Consider the following 23369-nt stretch of genomic DNA (forward strand, 5'->3'; position numbering starts at 1 on the left):
CCTCGGGGTGTGCTCACCGGCCGGACCGGGCAGGATGATCGCCGAGACGATCTATGGAGGTGCAGCTCGTGTTCCGCAAGAAGACGCGCGGTCAGGTCATCGGCGCCGAGCTCCAGGAGGGCTTCGCCCACATCGGGGTGGCGGCCTCCGAGGCCGGCCGCCTCGCGGCCGAGCAACTCGGTCCCCGGGTCGCGGCAGCCCGTGAGGCTGCCGGCCCCACGCTCGACGCCGCCCAGAAGGCAGTCGCCCCCAAGGTGGCGGCTGCCATGGCGGCTGCCGCCCCGGCGGTTGCCTCGGCACGCGACACCATCGGTCCCCGGGTGGAGGCCGCCCGCGAGGCGATCGGCCCCCGCGTCGAGGCCGCCCGTGAGGCCGCGGCGCCGCGCGTGGCCTCGGCGGTGGCTGCCGCCCAGGATGCGGCCAGCCGGGCCGCGGCCGATCTCGGCCCCCGGGTCGAGGCAGCGCAGAAGGCGGCCCAGAAGGCGCTCAAGGACGACGTCGTCCCCCGTCTGGAGGCTGCCGAGAAGGCGGCCGTCGCCTACGCCGTCCCGCGCGTGGCGGCCGCGCGGGTAGCCGTCGCCCCGGCACTCGAGAGCGCCCGGGAGACCCTGGTCGCCGGCGTCGACAGTGCGCGCAGCGAGCTCGAGGCGCGCCGGGCCGAGCTCGTCGCCTCCGCGGAGAAGTCGACGCGGAAGGCACGCAAGTCGGCGAAGAAGGCGCGAAAGACGGCCGGAAAGAAGCGCCGGGAGTTCGAGAAGAAGGCGACTGCCACCGCCAAGCAGGTCAAGCGCAAGGTCGGCAAGGAGCCGAAGTCGCGCCGCTGGCCGTGGCTGCTTCTCGCCATGGCCGTCGGCGCGGTCGTGTTCTCCCTGCTCCGCCGCAAGAAGGACGACTCCTGGACCCCGGCCCCGGCCGGTGACGGTCCCGTGCCCAGCTACCGAGAGGACCCCGTGCCGAGCTCTCCGAGCAATTCCGGCAAGACCGTCTCCGACGCGGAGTTCGCGGCCGGCGACGCCACCCCTCCCGACACCGACCTGGGCGAGCAGACCGCCCAGATGGCCGAGGGCGACGAGGACGAGACCACCCGCAAGGACGTGCAGGGCCCCGGCATCGACGGCGACAAGGCCTGACCCGCACCGCACCGATCACGCCCGCCCCCGCTGTGCTCGTCGCAGCGGGGGCGGCGTGCGTCCGGCGGGTACCGTGGAGATCATGAGCGAGACGGCGGCACCGGCGCATTCCTCGGGATCCCCGCTCGAGCCGGCCGGCCGCAAACTGCTCCGCCTCGAGGTCCGCAACAGCCAGGTGCCCATCGAGCGCAAGCCCGAGTGGATCAAGACGCGCCTGAAGACCGGCCCGGAGTACACCGAGCTGAAGTCACTGGTCCGGCGCGAGGGGTTGCACACCGTCTGCGAGGAGGCGGGCTGCCCCAACATCTACGAGTGCTGGGAAGACCGCGAGGCCACGTTCCTCATCGGTGGCGACCAGTGCACCCGGCGCTGCGACTTCTGCCAGATCGACACCGGCAAGCCCGCCGACTTCGACGCCGACGAGCCCCGCCGGGTCGCCGAGAGCGTCGCCACGATGGGCCTGAAGTACGCCACGATCACCGGCGTCGCCCGCGACGACCTGCCCGACGGCGGGGCGTGGCTCTACGCCGAGACGGTGCGCCAGATCCACGCCCAGCTTCCGGGCTGCGGCGTCGAGCTGCTCATCCCCGACTTCAACGCCGACCCCGACCAGCTCGCCGAGGTCTTCTCCTCCCGGCCCGAGGTGCTCGCGCACAACGTCGAGACCGTGCCGCGGATCTTCAAGCGGATCCGCCCGGGCTTCCGCTTCGAGCGCTCCCTCTCGGTGATCACGGCCGCCCGCGAGGCCGGCCTGGTCACCAAGTCCAACCTGATCCTGGGCATGGGCGAGGAGCCGCACGAGGTCGTCGAGGCCATGCAGGCCCTGCACGACGCCGGCTGCGACCTGCTGACCATCACCCAGTACCTGCGCCCCTCCCCGCGGCACCACCCCGTGGTCCGCTGGGTCAAGCCCGACGAGTTCGTGGGCTTCCAGGCCGAGGCCGAGCGGATCGGTTTTCCCGGCGTGCTGGCCGGGCCGCTGGTGCGCAGTTCCTACCGTGCCGGCCGGCTGTACCAGCAGGCCGTCGAGGCCCGGGGACTCACGCACCAGGCCTGACCTCGCGCCGGTCGTCGGGGCGAACGCGCCGCGCCCCTATCCTGGGGGCATGGCACGCAGCAAGCCCTCAGACGCGACCGCTCCCAGCGGCAAGGCCGGCCGTGGCCCGAAGGACGCCGGCCGCGGCCGTTCCTCGGGCTCGACCGCTGCCTCCGCCAAGGCACCGAAGCTGGACAAGAAGGGCCAGCCGAAGGTGGGCCGGCTGAAGAAGGTCGCCGGCCAGGCCCGCATGATCAAGCAGGCCTACTCGCTGACGCGGAAGAACGACCCGAAGCTCCCCTGGATCATGCTGATCGCCTTCGTGGCGGTCGCCGGCGTCGTGGAGCTCATCGGCATCCTGCTCGGGTCGCCGTTCCTCTTCCTGCCGCTGGCCCTCATCACCGGTGGTCTCGTCGCGCTGATCCTGTTCGGCCGCCGCGCGCAGGGCTCGGCCTATCGGCAGGTCGAGGGCCAGCCGGGCGCGGCTGCCTGGGTGCTGGAGGGCATGCGCGGCGACTGGCGGGTCAGCTCCGGGGTCGCCGGCACCACCCAGCTCGACGCCGTCCACCGGGTGCTCGGCCGGCCCGGGGTGATCCTGGTCGCCGAAGGCGTGCCCAGCCGGGTCCGCAACCTGCTCGCCCAGGAGAAGAAGAAGGTCGCCCGCATCGTCGGGGACACCCCGATCTACGACATCGTCGTCGGTGACGACGAGGGTCAGGTGCCGCTGCGCAAGCTCAGCAACCACGTGATGAAGCTGCCCCGCAACCTGTCCGCCGCGGAGGTCAACGCTCTCGGCCGGCGAATGAGCGCCATGGGCGCGGGCCGCATGCCGGTGCCCGGCGGCCCGCTGCCCGGCGGCAAGCAGATGTCGGTGAGCCAGCGCCAGGTCCGCCGCCGGGGCTGACGCTCAGAGCCGGTCGAAGGGCTGCGCGTACCGGAACGCGCCCCCGACCGGCCGCCCGGTCAGCAGGCGGGCCTGGAAGTGCTCGCCCCAGGCCGGATCGGGCGCGGCGACGCCGAGGTCCGTAGAGCGCCGGAAGTCGAAGCGGCGGTAGTAGCCGGGGTCCCCGAGCAGCGCGACCAGCCGCTCGTCGCACGCCTCCGCCACCGCCAGCACGGCGTGCACGAGGGCGGTCCCGACGCCGCGACGCTGCAGGTCGGGCTCGACTCCGAGCGGCCCGAGCCCGAGCACCGCCGTCCCGAACGGCTCGAGCCATCCACGGGTGGCGATCACGTGGCCGGCGATCCGGTCCCCGTCGACGGCCACGAGGGACAGGTGCGGCAGGAAGCCGGCGTCCTCCCTGAGCTCGTCGAGCAGCCGCGCCTGGACGACCGCTCCCCCGCTCGGGAGTGCGAACGCCGCCTGGTGCAGCGCCCGGACAGCGTCGTGGTCGGCCGGTCGCTCGCGGCGGATGGCCATCGTGCAGGGACCCGACGCGAGCTTGCGAGTGGTGGGGGGCACGGTGGTCCTTCATCAGTCCCGGACGACGGCGGTGTCGGTCAGCCGGTCGTGCAGTCCGCGACCGTCGGCGTCGACCAGCAGCGCCGGCACGAGCAGGCACAACAGCGCCGTCCGGACGACGGCCCGCCAGGGCGCCAGCCGCTGCCCCGGCCGTGGGTGGGCCAGGCGCAGGCCGAGCAGCCGCATGCCCGGGGTCTGCCCGAAGGCGACGAGCGTGAGCACGGTGACGGCGGCGAAGGCGGCCAGCGCCCAGTTTCCCGGCAGCCGTGGCGCGGTGAACAGGCCGGCGACCAGGGCGGAGGCGATCGCGTCCACGCAGAAGGCGCCGAGCCGGCTCCCGAAGCTCGCCAGGGACCCCCGGCCTTCCGCGGGCAACCCCAGAGAGGCGCCGCGCACCCGCTGCTGAGAGGGTGGTTCCACGTCCCTGACCATGTCCGCCAGCGTAGGACCTGACCGCAGCAACACCCGAGCCCGAGCACAGCAGCCACCGGCGACACGCCGGAGGCCTTGTTACCGCTCCGAAACACTCGGGACACCCGGGGGCAACCCCCCGCTCGTAACTTGCGGTTCGGCTGTCCGCTCACTCCCGGAGGATCGATGTTCAAGAGTCCCGACGAGGTCGCCAAGTACATCAGCGACAACGACGTCGAGTACGTCGACGTCCGCTTCTGCGATCTGCCCGGCGTCATGCAGCACTTCACCATTCCGGCGACGGCCTTCGGCCCCGACACGTTCTCCGACGGCCTCGGCTTCGACGGCTCGTCGATCCGCGGGTTCCAGGCGATCAACGAGTCGGACATGCTCCTGCTACCCGACGCCAACAGCGCGTTCCTCGACCCGTTCCGTCGTCACAAGACGCTGAACGTCAACTTCTTCATCCACGACCCGATCACACGTGAGGCCTACAGCCGCGACCCCCGCAACGTCGCGAAGAAGGCCGAGGCGTACCTGGCGTCGAGCGGCATCGCCGACACGGCCTACTTCGGCCCCGAGGCCGAGTTCTACATCTTCGACTCGATCCGGCACTCGACGGGCATCAACGAGGGCTATTACCACATCGACTCGGTCGAGGGTTCCTGGAACTCGGGTGCGCTGACCGGCGAGAACGGCGGCCCGAACCTGGGCTACAAGACCCGGGCCAAGGGCGGCTACTTCCCGGTCGAGCCCTACGACCACTACAGCGACCTGCGCTCGACGATGATGACCAACCTGACCAACGCGGGCCTCGAGCTCGAGCGCGGTCACCACGAGGTCGGCACCGGCGGCCAGGCCGAGATCAACTACAAGTTCGACACGCTGCTGCGGTCGGCCGACAGCCTGATGCTGTTCAAGTACATCATCAAGAACACCGCCTGGGCCTACGGCAAGACGGCGACGTTCATGCCCAAGCCGCTGTTCGGTGACAACGGCTCCGGCATGCACTGCCACCAGAGCCTCTGGAAGGACGGCGAGCCGCTCTTCCACGCCGAGACCGGGTACGCGGGCCTGTCCGACATGGCCCGCCACTACATCGGTGGGCTCCTGGCGCACGCCCCGTCCCTGCTGGCCTTCACCAACCCGACGGTCAACAGCTACCACCGTCTGGTGCCGGGTTACGAGGCGCCGATCAACCTCGTCTACTCCGCCCGTAACCGCTCGGCCTGCCTCCGGATCCCGATCTCCGGCGACAGCCCGAAGGCCAAGCGCATCGAGTTCCGCGTGCCCGACCCGTCGGCCAACCCCTACCTCGCCTTCTCGGCGATGCTGATGGCCGGCCTCGACGGTGTGAAGAACAAGATCGAGCCGCCGGCGCCGGTCGACAAGGATCTCTACGAGCTGCCGCCCGAGGAGGCCCTGGGCATCGAGAAGGTGCCCGCGTCGCTGGACGCCGTCCTCGACCGGCTCGAGGTCGACCACGACTACCTGATCGAGGGTGGCGTGTTCACCCCCGACCTCATCGAGACGTGGATCGAGTACAAGCGGGAGTTCGAGATCGACCCGATCCGGCTGCGCCCGCACCCGCACGAGTTCGCGATGTACTACGACATCTGAGTCGTCTGGGGCCTGCTAGGTCCTGACCGGCAGATCCACACAGCCCTCGCCACGGGTTCACGAACATCCCCTGGCGAGGGCTGTGCTTCGTCGTGCGCCGGGTGCGGCGAGAGCCCCGCGACTGCCGATGTCTACGGACTCATCCCGAGGCCGAGGACCCCACCGGCACACAGATACTGGCGACCAGGTTCAGGCCGAGGCCGCCGTCGGCAGGGAGTCGGGCCACCGCTGGTGTCGGCGGCTGGTCGCCGGCAGCGTCGCTGACGTCGAGCAGCCACGACGTGCCGAAAGCCGTGACAGCCACGCGCACGCGTCCGCGGCCGTGCCGCAGGGCGTCGGCGGGCGATGGCGCGACGCCGATCACGGCTGGGCGCTGCGCCGACCGGTTGAGGCGGACACCGCAATCTTCTGGTCGGTGAAGCCCCTGAAGACAGCCCGGTCGTACACACTGGGCGGGGCTCCGAACACATTGCGTCACGGGCGCCGGCACGGACCACAGCGACCAGAGACCGAGGTCCGATGAACGATCACGGCGTCGAGCGAGCAGCGAACCCGCAAGGACTGGTCGGCCCGCCGGCGTACGCCCGGCACGCCTTCCGGGACCTGGCCGTCGCAGCCTCGGGGATCGGCACTTTCGACTGGGATCTGCTCACCGGCACGATGTTCTGGGACGAGCGCCTCATCGAGCTGTTCGGCTACGTCCCGTCGGCGTTCGACCAGTCCATCGAGGCCTTCAACGCCCGCCTCCATCCCGACGACGTTCCCCGCGTCGGCGCCCTTCTGCAGGAGGCGATCGCCACCAGGGGGAGCTTTCAGGACGAGTACCGCGTGCTGCGGCCCGAAGGAGGCCACCGATGGCTGGCATCCCGGGGGCAGGCGCTGTCCGACGAGCGAGGCACCACCGTCCGTGTAGTGGGCGCGGCTTGGGACAGCGTCAGCCACGGCGTGCGGACGCAGTCCGAGCTCACTGGTCCGCGGGAGCGACTGCTGAGCCGGATCAGCGAGCGGCTGGGCAGCACCCAGCATGCAGGTGAGGCCGTCAGGCGCCTTTCCCAGTTGGTCGTGCCCGAGGTCGCAGACTGGTGCATCGTCACCCTGATCGATGACGACAGGCCGCCGGCTCCCGGCGTGGCCTGCGCACGGTCGCGTCCTGGCACGCAGACCCGGCCCGGCGCGCGACAGCGGACGCCTACGGCCAGGCGCAGCTGAGCGCGCCCAACGACGACGCGCTCTTCATCCGTGCACTCCGCACGGGACAGACGCAGATGGTGCCCAACAACGCCACCGAGGAGACCCTGGCGCTGCTCGGTCCGGGGCCGCTGCGCGGCCTCATCACCCTGCTGGCGCCGGAGTCGCTCGCCGTCCTTCCCCTCCCGGGGCCCAGCGGCCCGGTCGGGATGCTCACCCTCGCCAACAGCGCATCCCGAGGCCCGCTCACCTCCGAGGAGTTGGCCACGGCCGGCCACGTGGCTGCGCGCGCCGGGCTCGTGCTGGCCAACGCCCGGCTCTATCGCCAGCAGCGGGGTCTGGCGGAAGGGTTCCAGCGCTCGCTGCTGACACCCCCGCCCCAGTCCGACGTCGTGCAGATCGTCGCGCGGTACGTGCCGGCCGCTCAGGCAGCCGAGGTCGGTGGCGACTGGTACGACGCCTTCCTCCAACCCAACGGTGCGATGGCGCTGGTCATCGGCGACGTCGTGGGCCACGACACCCAGGCGGCGGCGGCGATGGGGCAGATCCGCAGCACCGTGCGCACCATCGGTGCGGAGAGCAACGACGGCCCCGCCGACCTGCTCCGGCGGGTCGACCGGGTCCTGGACACCCTTCAGGCCGGCATCGTGGCCACCTCCGTCGTCGCCCGCCTGGAGCAGACCGGCGACGGGGAATCCGAAGGACTTACGCAGCTCCGCTGGTCGAACGCCGGCCACCCGCCGCCGGCGACAGTCACTGCCGACGGTCGTGTGCGGTTGCTCACCGCCGAGCGCACCGACCTGCTGCTCGGGGTCGACCCCGACGCGCCGCGGCGGGAGTCGCTCGTGACCCTGGACCCGGATGCGGTGCTGCTGCTCTACACCGACGGGCTGGTCGAACGCCGTGACCAGGACCTCGACCACGGGCTCGACCGGCTCCGGCGAACGCTGGCCGACCTCGCCGGCTGGGACCTCGAGGAGATGTGCGACGAGCTGCTGGCCCGCATGGTGCCGGCCAGCCCCGATGACGACGTCGCCGTGATCGCCGTCAGGGCCCGATCGGCACAAACCGGGGTGGACCCGCTCCCGTCGACATCACTCTGACCCGCGCGCATAACCCGGCCGACGCCCGGGTCAGCCACCTAGCGACCGCACCCGCGCGGGTTCGCGATGTACTACGACATCTGAGTCGTAGCGTCACTGCGGCCCCCGCCCCTCGGCCGAGGACAGGGGCCGCAGTGCGTGCGCCGAAGGTCGGGTCAGCCGTCGCGGCGGACAACCGACGTCGGCTCGACGGTGGCCGAACCCATGGTCAGCACGACCGTTGCGCCGCCGGCCTCGACGGCCTGGAGCGTCCGCAGTTGCAGCAACGCCGGCTGCTCGGCCACCAGGCGCGCCGCGTTGGCCAGCGCCCTCGTGGCCGCGACCTCCGAGCGCGCCCGCTCGAGGGCGGCCAGGCCCTGGGCGCGTGCGGTCGCCACCTCGGCCGCCGCCCGGCGGAGTTCCGCGGGGACCATCACGTCGCGCAGCGAAAGGCTGTCGATCGCGACACCGACGGCCTCTGCAGCCGCCTGGACCCGCTGCCCCAGCTCGTCGGGGAGCGACCCTCGGGCGCCGAGCAGCTCGTCCAGCGTCCGAGCCGCCACTGCCTCGCGCAGCGCGATCTGCAGTGCGGCGTAGACGAAGGAGTCGGCGTCCTCGACCGCCTCGTGCCAGCGGCGCGCGTCCGCCGTCCTGACGGCGCCGGTAAGGCTGACCTTGACCGACAGTCCGTCGGCGGTCAGGACCTCCTGGCTCGGCACGACCAGCAGGCGGGACCGGATCTGGACCCGGACCCGACGGCGCCGCCAGCGCAGCCGACGGTGACGGCCCGCTCCGAGAGTCTCCTCGAACCGGCCGTCCCGGTAGAGCAGGACCCGTTCCCACTCCTGGACGATGATCTGCACGTTCCTGCCCTCCTCTCACCGTTCAGTGCGCGCGGACCGTCCGGCGCGCGGTCGGGTACCGGTGGGGAGCGCACGCAGCGCTGCAGACCGCCGGCACCGGGATGACCGCGCGCCGAACGGCATCGGGGATCGAACCCGCGCGTTCCTGAGACGCTTGCCCACCTGGCAATGCCCGTCACCGACACGCAGAACCTGCGGCGGCGATGCCGCCCGGCTGCTGATCACGGGCATCAGGACTGTAACCGGATCCACGGCCGCAGCGCCGTCGATTTCTGTCGGCCGCGCCGCAGATGGACGTGCCCTTAACGCCGGACACGTCCACCTTCCGCAGGTGCGGCCGGTCAGAGGATGTAGAGCATCTCCTGGTAGGTCGGCAGCGGCCACAGGTCGTCGGCCACCACACCTTCGAGCAGATCGGACGCAGCCCGGACCGCCGCCATCGCCGGCAGTAAGGCGTCCTGCGCGTGCCGGGCCTCGTCCATCGCTGCCGCGCCAGGGTGCTCGCCCAGCGCCGAGCGCAGTCGTGCGAGAGCCGACCGCAGCTCGGTCAGCGGGCCGGTGATCTCGTCCAGAGCTGACGGGTCGGCGTCCACGCCGGCCGCGCGGAGCGCTCCGATGTTCTGCGCGACCTCGGTCTGGTGGCGCACGGCCGCAGGCAGCACGGCCGTCGTCCCGACCTCCAGGGTCAGCCGCGCCTCCACGCCCACGGTCAGCGTGTAGTGCTCGAGCCCGATCTCGTAGCGGCTGTGCATCTCGCGCTCGCTGAACACCCCGTAGGTGCTGAAGAGCTCCGTCGCCAACTCCGAGACCAGCTCCGGAAGCGCATCCAACGTCGTCCGCAGGTTCGGCAGCCCGCGGGCCGCCGCCTCCACCTGCCAGTCGTCGGAGTAGCCGTCGCCGTTGAACACGACCGCGCCGTGGTCGGTGATGATCTCCTCGAGCAGCTTCTGCACCGCGACGTTGAACTCGGTGCCCGCGGCGACGGCGGTCTCCAGCCGGGTGGCGATGTGGTCCAGCGCCTCGGCCATGATCGTGTTGATCGTGACCATCGGGCCCGCCACGGTCTGCTGGGAGCCCGGGGCCCGGAACTCGAAGCGGTTACCGGTGAACGCGAACGGGCTGGTCCGGTTCCGGTCGCCGGGGTCGGTCGGCAGGACCGGCAGGGTGTCGACACCGATGATCAGCGTCCCCTTCTCCTTCGACGACGTCGCACCGCCCTTCGCCACCTGGTCGAAGACGTCGGTCAGCTGATCCCCCAGGAAGATCGAGATGATCGCCGGGGGTGCCTCGTTGGCGCCGAGCCGGTGATCGTTGCTCGCCGAGGCGACCGAGGCCCGGAGCAGACCGCTGTACTTGTGCACCGCGCGAATCACCGCAGCGCAGAACACCAGGAACTGAGCATTCTCGTGCGGGGTGTCACCGGGCAGCAGGAGATTGCCCTCGGTGGTGTTACCCAGCGAGAAGTTGACGTGCTTGCCTGAGCCGTTGATGCCCTCGAACGGCTTCTCGTGGAACAGGCACTCCATGCCGTGCTTCTGGGCCAGCCGCTTGAACGTCGTCATCAGTAGCTGCTGGTGGTCGGCGGCCACGTTTCCGCGCTCGAACATCGGGGCGATCTCGAACTGCCCGGGCGCGACCTCGTTGTGCCGGGTCTTGGCCGGGATGCCGAGCTTGAACAGCTCCCGCTCGGTGTCCATCATGAAGCCCAGCACGCGCTCCGGGATGGCCCCGAAATAGTGGTCGTCGAACTCCTGGCCCTTGGGCGGCTTTGCGCCGAACAGGGTCCGGCCGGCGTTGAGCAGGTCAGGCCGGGCGAGGAAGAAGTGCCGGTCCACCAGGAAGTACTCCTGCTCGGGCCCGCAGTAGGACACCACAGCATCCGGCTTGGCGTGCCCGAACAGCCGCAGCACCCGCTCGGCGTGCTTGGCCATCGACTGCTGGGAGCGCAGCAGCGGGGTCTTGTGGTCGAGGGCATCCCCGTTCATCGAGACGAAGACCGTCGGGATGCAGAGGGTGTTGCCGTTCGGGCTCTCCAGCACGTAGGCCGGGCTGGTCACGTCCCAGCCGGTGTACCCGCGCGCCTCGAAGGTGTTGCGCAGCCCGCCGCTCGGGAAGCTCGAGGCGTCCGGTTCGCCCTGGGTCAGCGTCTTGCCGGCGAACTCGGCCAACGCCGATCCGTCTCCGGCCGGCTCCAGGAAGCTGTCGTGCTTCTCCGCGGTGAGTCCGGTGAGGGGGTAGAAGACGTGCGCGTAGTGCGTCGCACCCTTCTCCATCGCCCAGTCCTTCATCGCGGCGGCAACGGCGTCGGCGATCAGGGGGTCCAGCCGTGCGGCATGGTCGATGGTGGCCAGGACCGACTTGTAGACCGACTTGGGCAGCCGCTTCTGCATCTCGACCTTGCTGAAGACATTGGCGCCGAAGATCTCACCGGGCGTCTCACCCGCGGTGAAGCTGACGGCCGGGGGAACGTAGGCCTCGACGTCCTTGATGGCCTGCAGACGGACGATGTTCCCGCTCACGGCGGCTCCTCGCGACGGTGGCGCGTTCCGCGGGCATCCCCACGGAACCAGATGCGCCGAACCTAGGAAGCAGCCGCACCGGTCGTGTGTCGCGCCGGTGAACACTGACTGCGCCGACGGCGTGTCACACGGCAGGAGCGATTCCGGGGGCCGAGGGCGGACCGCCACTCCTCGTCACGGCCCGCGCATCTCCGCTCTGCTCCTGGTGATCACAGGCGGCCCGTCCGCCGGCCCCGTGTTCGGCGGCCCTCCTCCTGCTGGGCACCGGATGCCCGACCGCGGTTCATGTACCCCACAGAGGCTGAGGCGGTCCAGATCGTCCCGACTCCAGGAGGACACCATGACCGCCCCCACCAAGAACAACGCCTCGACCCCGAAGCCGACGGACGACAACGAGCGATCCACTGCCGCAACCGGCAGTGCGCCGACGCGTGCTCAGGCGTCGCTCGTCGAGCTCGCCCGCTCCCAGGAAGAGCTCACCCAGGAGATCCGCCGACTCGTGGCCCGACGGGCGATCGACGAGGGGACGGACGACGGCGACGACCGCGAGCGCGCCGGCCGCACGCTCACCGTCGCCCGGGCGGAGCTGGTCCAGCAGCTGCGGGAACAAGAGCAGGAGGAGGCCCGCCGGGAGCTGGTCCAGGCGACGCGGAGCAGTGAGGACGCGGCCGCGGGCGTCGTCCGCAGCGTCACCACGATCGTCCGCACGATCGTGCCGACCGCACTGGTGCGACCGGAGGACCTGATCGAGGCTGCCTACACCCTGGCCGACCAGGCACTCCGGGTCAGCCGTCGGGTCGCGCTGACCGTCAGCTCCAGCGTCCGAAGCCTGACCGCGGCGGTGTGATCGGCGGTCGGCGGGCCGGGACGCGCCGTCCCGCCGGCCGGCCCCACGTCCGTCAGTGCAGCCAGCGATGAACGGACGTGCGGCCGGCCGCCTTCCACGCTGCGTCGAAGTGCTGCTGCGACTTCGCCGACCGGATCTCCTCCAGGGCGTGCAGCCGGCCGTACAGGAAGGCCGCGCCGGTGCTCGACGTGTGCGCGGCCAGGTCGGCCAGCCGCTCGCGGGTGAGAACCGAGTCCTGGTGCTCCCCCAATGCCTCCTGCACGTCCTCCATCGCCTTCGCGAAGACGATGGCGTCCTCGCCGAACACCCGACTGACCGACTCACCGGCGTAGCGGGAGCGCTTGGCGGACTTCCGGGCGTCGTGCAGAAGTTCCTCGCGTTCGGGACCCGCCGGCTTGCTGTCGGCGTCCTCGATGATGCGACGCACCCCCTCGTAGCTACGGGCGACCTGTCGGGGAAGGACCCTGCCGGCAGCAGCGGCGGCCTTGCCCGTCACGGGTGGGGACGTGACGAGGCGGTCGAGGGTCATGAGCAGATCGTGGTAGCGCTGACCGTCGAGCTCGGCGATCACCCGGTCGTGGGCCGACGCGTACGCCTGGTCCAGCTCCGCGTGCGCGATCTCCGCCACCGCGCCCAGCTCGGCGGCATCGCCCTGCTCCTCGACGGCCGCGCGGACCCGGTCCCGCATCACCTCGGCGTCACGTGCGGCGCCGAGCTCGCCGGCCAACCACTTGAGCTCGTCGCGCAGCGGGCGCACCACGTCAGCAGCGAAGAGCGGCTTGAACGTCGTGAGCGCGCTGCGCAGCCGACGGGTGGCCACGCGCATCTTGTGGATGCTGTCGGGGGCGTCCAAGCGCACCGGCAGGTCCTGGGCCACGATCTGCTGCACCTGCTCGCGAATGTGCGCGAGGACGACCTCTCCGCCGGGTGAGGAGACCTTCAGCTTCTTCGCCTTGCCCGACCCGTCGCGCACCTTCGATTGGAGGTCCAGCACGTGCGCCAGCTTCGAGGCGGTCGGCGCCACCTGCAGTCCCCGCTCGCGGAGCCTGATGTCGACAGCAGCGAGGAGGTCGGAGGTGGCGTCGTCGAGCTCGACCTCGATCTCCCGCCAGGACGTCGGGGCACCCGCGGCATCGCCCGGACCGTCGGTCGGCAGGAGCCTGCGGGCCGTCACGCGGTCGTCTGCCACCTCCGCCACCGCGTGCCCGGTCACGTCCACCAGGCGTCGCACCGTCCGGTCGGTGAGGATCTCGGCCACCGGCCGGAGCTCGGCCCCTAGGCTGTGCGCCCACACCATCTGCCGCAGTGCTGCCGGCACCGTTCGCGCGCCTCGCCCCAACGGCAGGCGCACCTCGGAGCGGGCGTCGGCGCCCGCGGGGACCTTCAGATGCCAGCCGGCGTCGTCGCCCCCGGTCCGCCTCCGCAGCGTCAGCCCAGCCGCCGCCAGGCGGAGATCGGCCGTGTCGAAGTACGTCGCAACCAGCTGCTGCTCCACCCTGTCGCCCTCCGCGACCGGGGTGACCGCTGCTGCGGAGAGGGCGTCCGCCCCGGCGACCAGTTCCATCAGCGGCGGCAGCTCGAAGCCGTCGTCGGCGACGTACTTCTTCTCGACTTCCCGGTGAACACGGAGCATGGACATGTTCTACGCCGGAGGAGCGTCACCCGCCTCCGCCTACGGCCCCTGACCCGAAATCTGCTCAGGCGGCGACGAGGGACTCGAGCATCGCCCGCTGCACAGGTGAGAGGGGCACGGACACCAGCCGTGCCTCGTCCGTCTGGGCCACGACCGTTTCCCCGGTGCCCGCGAGCAGGTCCCGCTGGTACAGCGCGACGGCGAAGGCGACGGAGCTGCGGCCCACCCGGGTCACCTCGACGTCCACGTCGAGTTCGCCGGTGAACAGCTCGCGCCGGAAGTCGAACTCCGTGTGCACGACCGCGACGTCAGCGGTCGACAGCAGGCCGTCGCCGAGCTCGTCGAGCAGCCGCGCCCACGCGTCCGAAGCGACCTCGAGGGCCAGGTAGTACGGCACGTGCCGGGAGGTGACCGCGGAGCCGTCCCGGTTCGGGCGGTGGGTCACCGGCATTCGATAGCGCGGCACAGGCCGAAGCTACAGGAGCGCCGGATCCGCCCCGCGGGCGTCGCTCATCCGCGCTCGAAGGTGATCTGCCAGCGCAGCCAGGTGGCACCACAGTCGAATCCCTGCACCGTGGACTCGGCGTAGGTGCCAGCGAGCCGCCCGTCCGCGGCGACGATCTCGAGCCGCCACAGCGCGCTGGCCGTGGGCGCGCCGCCGCAGGTGGGCGCACTCTTCGCCGGCACGGGGCCGGCGGCGCGGTACCGGCCGTCCTGGAACTCCAGCGGCGGCTGCCCGTAGCCGCGCTCGAACGGGGTCACGACGCAGGGCCGCTCGGAGCACTCGATCGCGAGCACGACCTGCCGGCCCGCGGGACAGTCCACGTCGTCGAGCCCGGCGCAGTCGGTCAGCGATCCTTCGCCCGACCACTCCCCCGCGAGTTCGGACGACGGCACCGGGCCTCCCGTCGGCACGGTGACGCCCGGCTGCGCGTCGACACTTTCCCGGTCGACGACGAGGTAGACGGCGACCGCGAGGACGATCAGGGCGGCGAGCGCCACCGGCACCCCGACCGTCGCCCACCGGGCCGGGCGACGAGGAGGCGCTCCGGACCCCGGCGAGGTCCCGGGCCGTCGGCGGGATGGGTCGCTCACCGGTTCACCTCCGCGCTCCTGCTCGGCCAAAACGTACCCACTCCCGGCGGTGCGCCTGTCGGCGCGGGGAATGTCACCGTCCGTTCTGTGCGTTGACACGCGATGGCAACCCATCTCCTCCCATACTGGAGGGGAGCCCGAGAGGGCGGATGGGCCCGATGAGCCGCACGACGCCGATGACGAGCGTCGCGGCAGGAGTCCCTCCTCGGCAGCGCTGCCGACATCGCGACGAAGCGATTCCCACGAACCTGCGCAGACACAGCTGTCTCGCTCCACCAGCGGCGACCCCGGTCGCCCGAACTCACGAGACGGATGCTCCACAGTGACCACAGGACGACCGACACCGATGAACGACGACCACGGCGACCGCTTCCCCGGCGCCCTCCCGACCGAGGCCACCTCGGCGCCCTCCCGCCCCGCCGGCGCGGAGGAGCGGCTGGTGCGCATGCACGCCGCGTACGCGCAGAAGATCAACTCCGCCGTCCAGGCCGACCGCGAGGACCTTGCACACGAGCTGGCGACGACGACCTTCGCCGAGGACCCGGCCGTCGACCTCTCCGACCACGACCTGACCCGCGAGCGGCGGACCGCCGGACGACGCAGCCCCGACAGCACCCGTGGCGGCAGGCCGCCCGGCCAGGCGCCCACGGGGCTGACCCGCATGGGGCGGTTCACCCGCCGGTCGCTGGACCGGTTCGACCGCTACACGCTCGAGGTCTTCAACCCCGGGTCGCCCTACCGCTCGCCCACCGACACATAGGACGAACGGGCGACCGGGTCAGGCGTACCGCGCGACGAAGTTCGCCAGCATCCGCCCCGGCTCGGTCACCACCGCCGGCTCGAGCCGGGCGAGGACCTCGTCCAGCTCGGCCGGCGGGAAGTACCCCGCGTGCTGGTAGATCCGGACCCGGGTGAGCAGCCCGGGCAGGTCCAGCTCCGGGTGGAACTGGGTCGCGTACAGGTTGTCCTTGACCCGGAACATCTGCACCGGGCACGCCTCCGACGAGGCCAGCAGGACGCCGTTCGGCGGCAGCACGCTGCACGCCTCCTTGTGTCCCACGAAGGCCTCGAACTCCTCGGCCATCCCGGCCAGGACCGGATCGGCCGCCCCCTCCTCGGTCAGCCGCACCCGGACGGCGGAGATCGGCTCGGCGTAGGTGCCGTCGATCACCCCGCCCTGGTGCACGCCGAGCGTCCCGACGCCGTAGCAGGCCCCGAAGAAGGGGAAGTCACGCGCGACGACCTCGTCCAGCAGCCGACCCAGCTCTCGCTCGACCCGGTGCTGGACCGCCGACTTCTCCAGCGGGGCGTCGCTGGAGTTGAACGGTCCCCCGCCGGCGAAGATCCCGGCGTAGTCGTCCAGCTCGAACGCCGGCAGCGGGGCGGCCTCCATGCGGACGCGCTGCAGCTCGGCGGGCGCCAGACCGGTCACCCGGAGGAACGCCTCGTACTCGTCGTCGGCGGCCACGTCCTCGGCGCGGGAGGACAACAGGAGGAAGGGCCGCACGCGCGGATCCTAGGTCGGGCGCCCGAGGCGGATCATCCCCAGACCTCCTCGGCCGTCTCCACGATCAGCGCCAGCTTGGCGATCTGCTCGTCACGGGTGAGCGAGTTGCCCTCAACGGTCGAGGAGAACCCGCACTGCCCCGAGAGCGCCAGCTGCTCGAGCGGCACGAATGTCGAGGCCTCCTCGATCCGCCGCTTGAGGTCGTCCTTGCGCTCGAGCTCCGGTCGCTTCGTCGTCACCAGGCCCAGGACGACGCGCTTGCCCGGCGGGACGAACCGCAGCGGCTCGAAGCCACCGGACCGGTCGTCGTCGTACTCGAGGAAGAAGCCGTCGACCTCCAGGCCACCGAACAGCGCCTCGGCGACGAAGTCGTAGCCGCCCTCGGCAACCCACGAGGAGCGGAAGTTGCCCCGGCACATGTGCGTCGTGACGGTCAGGGTGTCCGGGCGGCCGGCGAGCGCGGCGTTGATCTGCCGGATGTAGCGCTCGTGCAGGTGCTCGGCGTCGCGGCCCTGTGCGGCCAGCTCGGCCCGCTGCTGCGGGTCGTTGAGATAGGCCAGGCTGGTGTCGTCGAACTGCAGGTAGGTGCCGCCCATCGCCGCGATCCCGTGCACCTGCTGGGAGTAGGCCGCCGACAGCGCGTCCCAGAACGAGTCCTCGTCGGGATAGACCTTCGGATCGATCGCCGCCGCTCCGCCGCGGTAATGGACCATCGAGGGCGACGGAATCGTCAGCTTCGGCGTCTGCCCGTCGGCCACCACCGACTGCAGGTGCGCGAAGTCGGGCCCGAAGATCGGCTCGTCGATCGACAGCGGACCGTCCACGTGCAGCCCGGCCGGCGTGTAGTCCAGGCTCCCGTCGGCGTTCTTGAAGTGCACGACGAGGTTCTGATCGGTCACCTTCGTGATGCCGTCGATCGCGTAGATGAAGTCCATGTGCCACGACGCGCGCCGGAACTCCCCGTCCGTCGCCGTCCGCAGGCCGACGTCGTTCTGCATGCGGACGACGTCGGCGATCGCCTCGTCCTCGATGCCGCGCAGCTCGGCGTCGTCGATGTCACCGGCGGCATGACGGGCTCGGGCGTCGAGCAGGTTCTTGGGGCGGAGCAGGCTGCCGACGTGGTCGGCACGGAACGGCGGGCCGGAGGAATCGGTCATGTCCTGCAGCTTGGCCCAGACCGGCAGCATGCGCAGCCGCTCGTCACGTCCTCAGCACCATCTCGTCGGTCCGCGTCGGCGCCACCCGCGCGACCAACCACTCGGCGAGGGCGAAGACGAGCAGCCCCGGCGCGATGACGACCGCGGGCGGCACGACCAGCGGGGCGGCCAGGACCGAGACGGCCAGAACCCCCGGCGCGCTGATTCCCCAGCCGCGGCGGCGCCGTTCGTCCACCAGCGCTCCCCATCGCACACCGGCCCACATCAGCCAACGGCGGAGCACCGGCACCCCGCTCTCCCGCATGACCCGGCGGAAGAGGCCGTCGGCCTGGCGTGAGGTGACCGCGCCGGTTCGGAGGCCCTCCGTGCACAGCCAGTCGTGGAGGATCGCCGCCAGCGTGTAGGCACCGAAGCGCGGGACGAGCCAGGTGACCACGCGAGGCACGCTGGCAAAGTCGGTGCGGAAACCGGCCGGGACGACGAACCGGTCCCGCCGTCCCCGGTAGACGAGGGGGTCGACGGTGGCCCACCTGCTCGCGTCGATCCTGCGGACGACGAGGCTTCCGGGTTCGAACGGCACGGCTCACTCTGCGTTGAGCCGGGGTGGACCGCCTCTCGGAGCCGGGCCGACCCGGCCACGAGTGGGTACGGTCCCGCCACCGGACCGAGGGAGAGGTGGACGGATGCCGCTCGTGACCGTGCTGGCGACCGGCGGGACGATCGCGAGCCGCTCGGCCCCCGACGGCGCGGCGACCGCACAGGACACCGGCGCCGACCTCGTGGCCGGACTGCCACTGCCCGCCGGCGTCCGCGTGCAGGTGCGGGACGTGCTGCGCGTCGGCGGGTTCCGCATGACGGTCGACCGGGTCCACACGGTGGCCTCGGCGGTCGCTGCCGAACTGCGGGACCCCGAGGTCACCGGCGTGGTCGTGACCCACGGGACGGACACCACCGAGGAGACCGCGTTCTTCCTCGACCTCTTCCACGACGACGCCCGTCCGGTCGTCGTCACCGGTGCCCAGCGGGCCGCCGACGCACCGGACAGCGACGGCCCCCGCAACCTGCTCGACGCCGTCACGGTGGCTGCCGACGACGCCGCGCGGGGACTCGGCGTCCTCGTCGGGTTCGGCGGTCGGCTGTTCCCGGCCCGGGGCACCCGCAAGAGCCACACCCTGGCCGCCGACACCTTCACCAATCCCTACGGCGGTGCGCTGGGTTGGGTCTACGGCGGGCACGTCGAGGTGGTGACGACGCCGCGCCGGCAACCGGCCCTCGAGCTCGCCGCCTTCGACCCGACCGGGGTGCGGGTCGACGTCGTGGCCTGCTATCCGGACGCGGACGCGACCGCGCTGCAGGCGTTCGCCGCCGCCGGCGCCCGCGGGATCGTCCTCGAGGCCACCGGGGCGGGGAACGCCAATCCCGCGATCTGCGCCGCGGTGCGGGAGCTCACCGCGGCCGGTGTCGTCGTCGTGACCTCGACCCGGGTGCCCGCCGGACCGATCGCGGCAATCTACGGCGACGGCGGCGGCGTCGACCTCCTGGCTGCCGGCGCCGTCCCGAGCGGGCTGCTGCGGCCGTCGCAGGCGCGCATCCTGCTTGCTGCGCTGCTGAGTATCCACCGCGATCCGGACGAGGTCCGCGCGTCGTTCGCCCGGCTCAGGTCGTGATGGGGGCGGCCGCTGCCTCCTCGATGCCGTGCGCGGCCATGCGGGTACACGCCTCGGCGACCGCCTGGCTGTCCTCGTAGGCGTGCAGGCACGCGATCCGCCCGCGCGTCACCCGCAGCACGTGGGCACCGACGTTCACGTACGTCGGGCCGGTCCGCGGGACGACGTCCGCCTGCCACTGCACGGTCACGGTCAAGTTCCACGGCCACCCGGACACGGCGACGTCGGTGACCGTGAACCCCAACTCCGGGAAGAGCCGGTACAGGCGCTCGAACCAGCGGCGGACGGCGGCCGCGTCGTGCCGTTCCCCGCCGAGCGGGTGATCGCCGGCGAAGCGGTGGTGCACGTCCGGCGCGAGGCCAGCGAGGGCCACCTCGTAGTCACCGGCGCTCAGCCGGTCGAAGACGTGCCGCACCCGTCGCGCGGCCAGCCGGTGGAACACGAGCGCAGGCTAGTCGAGCGTCAGGTGCCGGTGATGTGCTCCGGGCGGATCGGCACCCGGCGCAGCGGCTTGCCGACCGCGGCCCGGACGGCGGCGGCGACGGCCGGCCCGGACGAGATCGTCGGCGGCTCCCCCACCCCGCGCACGCCGTAGGGCGCGTGCGGGTCGGCGTACTCGAGCACCTCGATCCGCATCGGCGGCATGTCGAGGATGGTCGGGATCAGGTAGTCGGTGAACGAGGGGTTCCGCACGTGGCCGTCGGTCACCACGATCTCCTCCATCAGCGCCAGGCCCATCCCCTGGGCGCTGCCGCCCTGGATCTGACCCACCACCGCGTCGGGGTTGATCGCCTTGCCGACGTCCTGCGCGGTGTCCAGTGCGACCACCTTGACCAGGCCCAGCTCGACGTCGACGTCGACCACCGCCCGGTGCGCGGAGAACGCGAACTGCACGTGCGCGTCGCCCTGGCCGGTCTCCGGATCGATGGCGTGGGTGGGCCGGTGGCGGTACTCCACGGTCTCCTCGACGGCGTCGTCCCCGAGCACCTCGGCGAGCCCGGTGAGCACCTCGCCCGAGGAGCCGACGATCTTCTCACCGTCCAGCCGCAGGTCAGCGGCGGGCCGGGCCAGGGCCAGGGCAGCCCGCTCCAGGACGGCGGCGCGCACGGCCTCGCACGCCGCCTTCACCGCTCCCCCGGTCACGTAGGTCTGCCGGGACGCCGACGTCGAGCCGCCGGACCCGACGGCGGTGTCCTTCGGGTGGACGACGACCCGCTCGACGCCGAGCTCGGTCCGGCAGATCTGCTGCTCGACGGTGATCAGCCCCTGGCCGACCTCGGCGGCCGCGGTGTGCACGGTCGCGACGGCCTCGCCGCCGGTCATCTCCAGGCGCACCCGCGCGGTCGAGTAGTCGTCGAAGCCCTCGGAGAAGCCGACGTTCTTGTAGGTGACGGCGTAGCCGATCCCCCGGACGACGCCCTCGCCGTGGGTCGTGTTGTTCACTGCCCCGGGGAGCGACCGCGGATCCGCGCCCTCACCGCGCTCGGGCGGCAGCGGGAAGTCGGCCACGATCTGGAGCAGCTCGCCGACGGGTGCGGCGGAGTCGATGACCTGCCCGGTGATGTTGAGGTCGCCCTCGCGCATGCCGTTGAGCTGCCGGATCGCCACCCGGTCCACGCCGACGGTGTCGGCCAGCTCGTCCATCAGCGCCTCGTGGGCGAACGCCGCCTGCACGCAGCCGAACCCGCGCATGGCCCCGCACGGCGGGTTGTTGGTGAACACCCCGTACGCGTCGACGGCCACCGACGGGAACCGGTAGGGCCCGAGGCCCAGGGTGCCGGCGTTGCCGACCACGGCGTTCGTCGACGAGGCGTAGGCGCCGCCGTCCAGCAGCACGTAGGCCTTCGCGTAGACGAGGGTGCCGTCGCGCTCGGCCCCGAACTCGTACGTCATCGTCGCCGGGTGCCGGTGCACGTGGCCGTAGAAGGACTCCTCCCGGCCGTAGCTCATCTTGACCGGCTTGCCGGTGCGCAGGGCGAGCAGGCAGGCGTGCACGTGCACCGACAGGTCCTCGCGGCCGCCGAACGCGCCGCCGACGCCGGACAGGGTCAGCCGCACCTTCTCCGCCGGCATGCCGAGCGCGAGGCAGATCTGCCGCTGGTCGACGTGCAGCCACTGGGTGGCGACGTAGAGGTCGATGCCGCCGTCCTCGGCCGGGACGGCGAGCCCGGACTCCGGCCCGAGGAAGGCCTGGTCCTGCATGCCGACCTCGAAGTCGAGCGAGACCACGACCGGCGCGGTGGGGTTCTCCTCGCCGCGGCGCAACCTCAGGTGCCGCACGAGGTTGCCGGGCCGGTGGACGGCGGGGGCGTCGGGATCCATCGCCCGGCGGGCGTCGGTGACGGCGGGCAGCACCTCGTAGTCGACCCGGATCCGCTTGGCTGCGCGGCGGGCGGTCTCCGGGTGGTCCGCGGCGACCAGCGCCACCGGTTCGCCCTCGTACCGGACGAACTCCGAGGCCAGCACCGGCTGGTCGGCGTGCTCGAGTCCGAACGCGTTCTCCCCCGGGACGTCGTCCGCGGTGAGGACCGCCCAGACCCCCGGCACGGTCAGTGCCTCGGTGATGTCGATGCCGCGAATGCGGGCGTGCGGATGCGGGCTGCGCAGCGTGACGCCCCAGGCCATCTCGTCGTGCCACAGGTCGCTGGCGTAGGCGAACTCGCCGGTGACCTTCAGCGTCCCGTCGGGGCGCAGCGGGCTGTCCCCGATCCGGCCCGGCGGCACCGTCGTCGTGGTGGTGGTCGTGGTGGCCGTGCCCGTGTCGGTGCTCATGCCTGTGCCTGCCGCTCGGCGGCCAGCCGGACCGCGTCCAGGATCTTCTCGTAGCCGGTGCAGCGGCACAGGTTGCCGGCCAGGGCCTCCCGGATCTCCGGGTCCGACGGGCTGGGCACCCGCGCGAGCAGGTCGTGGGCGGCGACGACGAGGCCGGGCGTGCAGAAGCCGCACTGGACGGCGCCGCACTCGACGAAGGCCTCCTGCACGGGGTGGAGCCGCTCGCCGTCGGCGAGCCCCTCGACGGTGGTCACTTCCCGGCCGATCGCCTGGCCGGCGGCGACGAGGCAGGAGCAGACCGGCTCGCCGTCGAGGTAGACGGTGCAGGAGCCGCACTCGCCCTGCTCGCAGGCGTTCTTCGAGCCGGGCAGGCCCATCCGCTCGCGCAGCACGTACAGCAGGCTCTCCCCCGCCCAGACGTCGTCGACCTCCTGCTCGGTGCCGTTGACCCTGGTGGTGATGCGCATGCTCAGGCCGCCTTCCGCAGGTCGTTCCATGCCCAGGTAACGGCGCGCCGCGCCATCACCGACAGCGAGTGCAGCCGGTAGGCCGCACTGCCACGGACGTCGTCGATGGGGGACGCCGCCGCCGCGACGCGTTCGCCGAAGGCGCGGGCGAGGGTCTCCGGCAGCTCGCCCCGGGACTCCCAGAGCCCCGAGCCCTCCAGCTCGCCGGCCAGGAAATCCTCCGCGTCGACGGCCCGGCGTGGGGTGGGCGCGGCCGACCCGATCCCGGTGCCGACGGCCCGCCGGTCGGGGTGCAGTGCGCAGGCGAACGCCGAGACCGCGATGACCATGGCGTTGCGGGTGCCGATCTTGCAGAACTGCTGCGGACCGGCCGCTGACGGGATCAGCACCGCGGCGATGAGCTCGTCGGCCTCCAGGGCGTTGCGCTTCACGCCGGTGTAGAACTCCGCGGCCGGGATCTGCCGGGCACCCCGGGCCGCCGATGCAACCTCGACCACGGCCCCGGCGGCCAGCAACGGCGGGTGCGCGTCACCGGCCGGGGAGGCCGAGCCGAGGTTGCCGCCGACCGTGCCGCGGATGCGGATCTGTGGGGAGCCGACCGTCCGCGAGGCCATTGCCAGGCCCGGCAGCCGGTCGGCGAGGTCCTCGACGATGCGCGTGTACGGCACTCCTGCTCCCAGCCGGACCACACCGGCCTCGGTCCCCCACTCCCGCAGCTCCGCCACCCGGCCGAGGTCGAGCAGCGCACCCGGCCGTCGCCGGTCGAAGTTGATGTCGACCATGACGTCGGTACCGCCGGCAATAGGGACGGCGTCGGGGCGCTCGGCCCGGATGTCGAGAGCCTCCTGCCACGACGACGGTTGCAGGAAGTCCATCGGCGCTCCTCGCTGTCCCCCGTAGATGTTCTTGAAAG

At 72.0% G+C, this 23369-nt stretch carries 24 protein-coding genes; 9 read left to right on the top strand and 15 right to left on the bottom strand.

What is annotated here, in order from left to right:
• The first annotated feature begins 59 nt into the window (after positions 1–59).
• The 3 genes from E4P38_RS06830 (at position 60) to E4P38_RS06840 (ending at position 3070) form a co-directional block, all read left to right on the top strand.
• Entirely contained in the window at positions 60–1130 is a 1071-nt protein-coding gene (locus E4P38_RS06830; RefSeq protein WP_135131022.1) for a hypothetical protein, read from the top strand.
• Positions 1131–1212: 82 nt separating this feature from the next.
• On the top strand, positions 1213–2187 hold the full coding sequence (gene lipA / locus E4P38_RS06835) for a lipoyl synthase (protein ID WP_135131023.1): 975 nt from the start codon (positions 1213–1215) through the stop codon (positions 2185–2187).
• Between the two features lie 49 nt (positions 2188–2236).
• On the top strand, positions 2237–3070 hold the full coding sequence (locus E4P38_RS06840) for a DUF4191 domain-containing protein (protein ID WP_135131024.1): 834 nt from the start codon (positions 2237–2239) through the stop codon (positions 3068–3070).
• A 3-nt stretch (positions 3071–3073) separates the two neighbouring features.
• Here E4P38_RS06840 and E4P38_RS06845 read toward each other — a convergent pair whose 3' ends face one another.
• Positions 3074–3628 carry an N-acetyltransferase gene (locus E4P38_RS06845; protein ID WP_209308981.1) on the bottom strand — a complete coding sequence of 185 codons (555 nt, stop codon included), beginning with the start codon at positions 3626–3628 and terminating at the stop codon, positions 3074–3076.
• Between the two features lie 12 nt (positions 3629–3640).
• The gene (locus E4P38_RS06850) at positions 3641–4048 is read right to left on the bottom strand and encodes an RDD family protein (RefSeq protein ID WP_245160850.1); all 408 of its coding nucleotides are present in this window, start codon (positions 4046–4048) and stop codon (positions 3641–3643) included.
• A gap of 177 nt (positions 4049–4225) precedes the next feature.
• Between E4P38_RS06850 and glnA the strand changes: the two genes are divergently transcribed.
• Positions 4226–5659, top strand: coding sequence for a type I glutamate--ammonia ligase (glnA, locus tag E4P38_RS06855; RefSeq protein ID WP_135131026.1), 1434 nt, complete (start codon positions 4226–4228; stop codon positions 5657–5659).
• A 139-nt stretch (positions 5660–5798) separates the two neighbouring features.
• Here the strand turns inward: glnA and E4P38_RS06860 are convergent, their stop codons facing one another.
• Positions 5799–6023, bottom strand: a complete 225-nt coding sequence (locus E4P38_RS06860) for a hypothetical protein (RefSeq protein WP_135131027.1) — start codon at positions 6021–6023, stop codon at positions 5799–5801.
• 155 nt (positions 6024–6178) lie between these two features.
• Here E4P38_RS06860 and E4P38_RS06865 point away from each other — a divergent pair, with 155 nt between their 5' ends.
• Together E4P38_RS06865 and E4P38_RS06870 are read left to right on the top strand one after the other, a co-directional pair.
• Complete coding sequence (locus E4P38_RS06865) at positions 6179–6868, top strand: PAS domain-containing protein (RefSeq protein ID WP_135131028.1); 690 nt, start codon at positions 6179–6181, stop codon at positions 6866–6868.
• Positions 6869–6924: 56 nt separating this feature from the next.
• Positions 6925–7950 carry a GAF domain-containing SpoIIE family protein phosphatase gene (locus tag E4P38_RS06870; protein WP_135131029.1) on the top strand — a complete coding sequence of 342 codons (1026 nt, stop codon included), beginning with the start codon at positions 6925–6927 and terminating at the stop codon, positions 7948–7950.
• A 155-nt stretch (positions 7951–8105) separates the two neighbouring features.
• Here E4P38_RS06870 and E4P38_RS06875 read toward each other — a convergent pair whose 3' ends face one another.
• Positions 8106–8792 carry an SPFH domain-containing protein gene (locus E4P38_RS06875; RefSeq protein WP_135131030.1) on the bottom strand — a complete coding sequence of 229 codons (687 nt, stop codon included), beginning with the start codon at positions 8790–8792 and terminating at the stop codon, positions 8106–8108.
• Positions 8793–9133: 341 nt separating this feature from the next.
• Positions 9134–11311, bottom strand: a complete 2178-nt coding sequence (locus E4P38_RS06880; protein WP_135131031.1) for a glutamine synthetase III — start codon at positions 11309–11311, stop codon at positions 9134–9136.
• Between the two features lie 340 nt (positions 11312–11651).
• On the opposite strand from E4P38_RS06880, the gene E4P38_RS06885 reads away from it, so the two are divergent.
• Positions 11652–12158: a hypothetical protein gene (locus E4P38_RS06885; protein ID WP_135131032.1), complete on the top strand. Its 507-nt coding sequence runs from the start codon at positions 11652–11654 to the stop codon at positions 12156–12158.
• Between the two features lie 52 nt (positions 12159–12210).
• Here the strand turns inward: E4P38_RS06885 and E4P38_RS06890 are convergent, their stop codons facing one another.
• The 3 genes from E4P38_RS06890 to E4P38_RS06900 form a co-directional block, all read right to left on the bottom strand.
• Positions 12211–13791: a CYTH and CHAD domain-containing protein gene (locus E4P38_RS06890; RefSeq protein ID WP_167760474.1), complete on the bottom strand. Its 1581-nt coding sequence runs from the start codon at positions 13789–13791 to the stop codon at positions 12211–12213.
• A 64-nt stretch (positions 13792–13855) separates the two neighbouring features.
• Positions 13856–14257 (bottom strand): hotdog domain-containing protein, encoded by a 402-nt coding sequence (locus E4P38_RS06895; protein WP_135131034.1) that lies wholly within the window; start codon positions 14255–14257, stop codon positions 13856–13858.
• A 44-nt stretch (positions 14258–14301) separates the two neighbouring features.
• A complete protein-coding gene (locus E4P38_RS06900) occupies positions 14302–14886 on the bottom strand; it encodes a hypothetical protein (protein WP_135131035.1) in 585 nt (194 codons plus the stop codon).
• Between the two features lie 346 nt (positions 14887–15232).
• Between E4P38_RS06900 and E4P38_RS06905 the strand changes: the two genes are divergently transcribed.
• Entirely contained in the window at positions 15233–15646 is a 414-nt protein-coding gene (locus E4P38_RS06905) for a hypothetical protein (RefSeq protein WP_135131036.1), read from the top strand.
• Positions 15647–15664: 18 nt separating this feature from the next.
• Here E4P38_RS06905 and E4P38_RS06910 read toward each other — a convergent pair whose 3' ends face one another.
• From E4P38_RS06910 to E4P38_RS06920, 3 genes are read right to left on the bottom strand one after another with little or no spacing between them, the layout of a single operon-like run.
• Complete coding sequence (locus tag E4P38_RS06910) at positions 15665–16393, bottom strand: glutamine amidotransferase (protein ID WP_135131037.1); 729 nt, start codon at positions 16391–16393, stop codon at positions 15665–15667.
• A 32-nt stretch (positions 16394–16425) separates the two neighbouring features.
• Positions 16426–17580 carry a 5-methyltetrahydropteroyltriglutamate--homocysteine S-methyltransferase gene (locus E4P38_RS06915; protein WP_245160851.1) on the bottom strand — a complete coding sequence of 385 codons (1155 nt, stop codon included), beginning with the start codon at positions 17578–17580 and terminating at the stop codon, positions 16426–16428.
• Between the two features lie 13 nt (positions 17581–17593).
• Complete coding sequence (locus E4P38_RS06920; RefSeq protein ID WP_135131038.1) at positions 17594–18130, bottom strand: DUF1353 domain-containing protein; 537 nt, start codon at positions 18128–18130, stop codon at positions 17594–17596.
• Between the two features lie 103 nt (positions 18131–18233).
• Between E4P38_RS06920 and E4P38_RS06925 the strand changes: the two genes are divergently transcribed.
• Positions 18234–19217, top strand: a complete 984-nt coding sequence (locus E4P38_RS06925) for an asparaginase (protein ID WP_135131039.1) — start codon at positions 18234–18236, stop codon at positions 19215–19217.
• Here the strand turns inward: E4P38_RS06925 and E4P38_RS06930 are convergent.
• From E4P38_RS06930 to E4P38_RS06945, 4 genes are read right to left on the bottom strand one after another with little or no spacing between them, the layout of a single operon-like run.
• A complete protein-coding gene (locus tag E4P38_RS06930; RefSeq protein ID WP_135131040.1) occupies positions 19207–19659 on the bottom strand; it encodes a nuclear transport factor 2 family protein in 453 nt (150 codons plus the stop codon). The genes E4P38_RS06925 and E4P38_RS06930 overlap by 11 nt on opposite strands.
• 20 nt (positions 19660–19679) lie before the next feature.
• Entirely contained in the window at positions 19680–21989 is a 2310-nt protein-coding gene (gene pucD, locus E4P38_RS06935; protein WP_135131041.1) for a xanthine dehydrogenase subunit D, read from the bottom strand.
• Positions 21986–22456, bottom strand: a complete 471-nt coding sequence (locus tag E4P38_RS06940) for a (2Fe-2S)-binding protein (protein ID WP_135131042.1) — start codon at positions 22454–22456, stop codon at positions 21986–21988. The genes pucD and E4P38_RS06940 overlap by 4 nt, the downstream gene beginning before the upstream one ends.
• Positions 22457–22458: 2 nt before the next feature.
• Complete coding sequence (locus E4P38_RS06945) at positions 22459–23331, bottom strand: FAD binding domain-containing protein (protein WP_135131043.1); 873 nt, start codon at positions 23329–23331, stop codon at positions 22459–22461.
• Positions 23332–23369 lie beyond the last annotated feature (38 nt).

The sequence above is a fragment of the Blastococcus sp. CT_GayMR16 genome (assembly GCF_004570875.1).
Classification (GTDB): Bacteria; Actinomycetota; Actinomycetes; order Mycobacteriales; family Geodermatophilaceae; genus Blastococcus_B.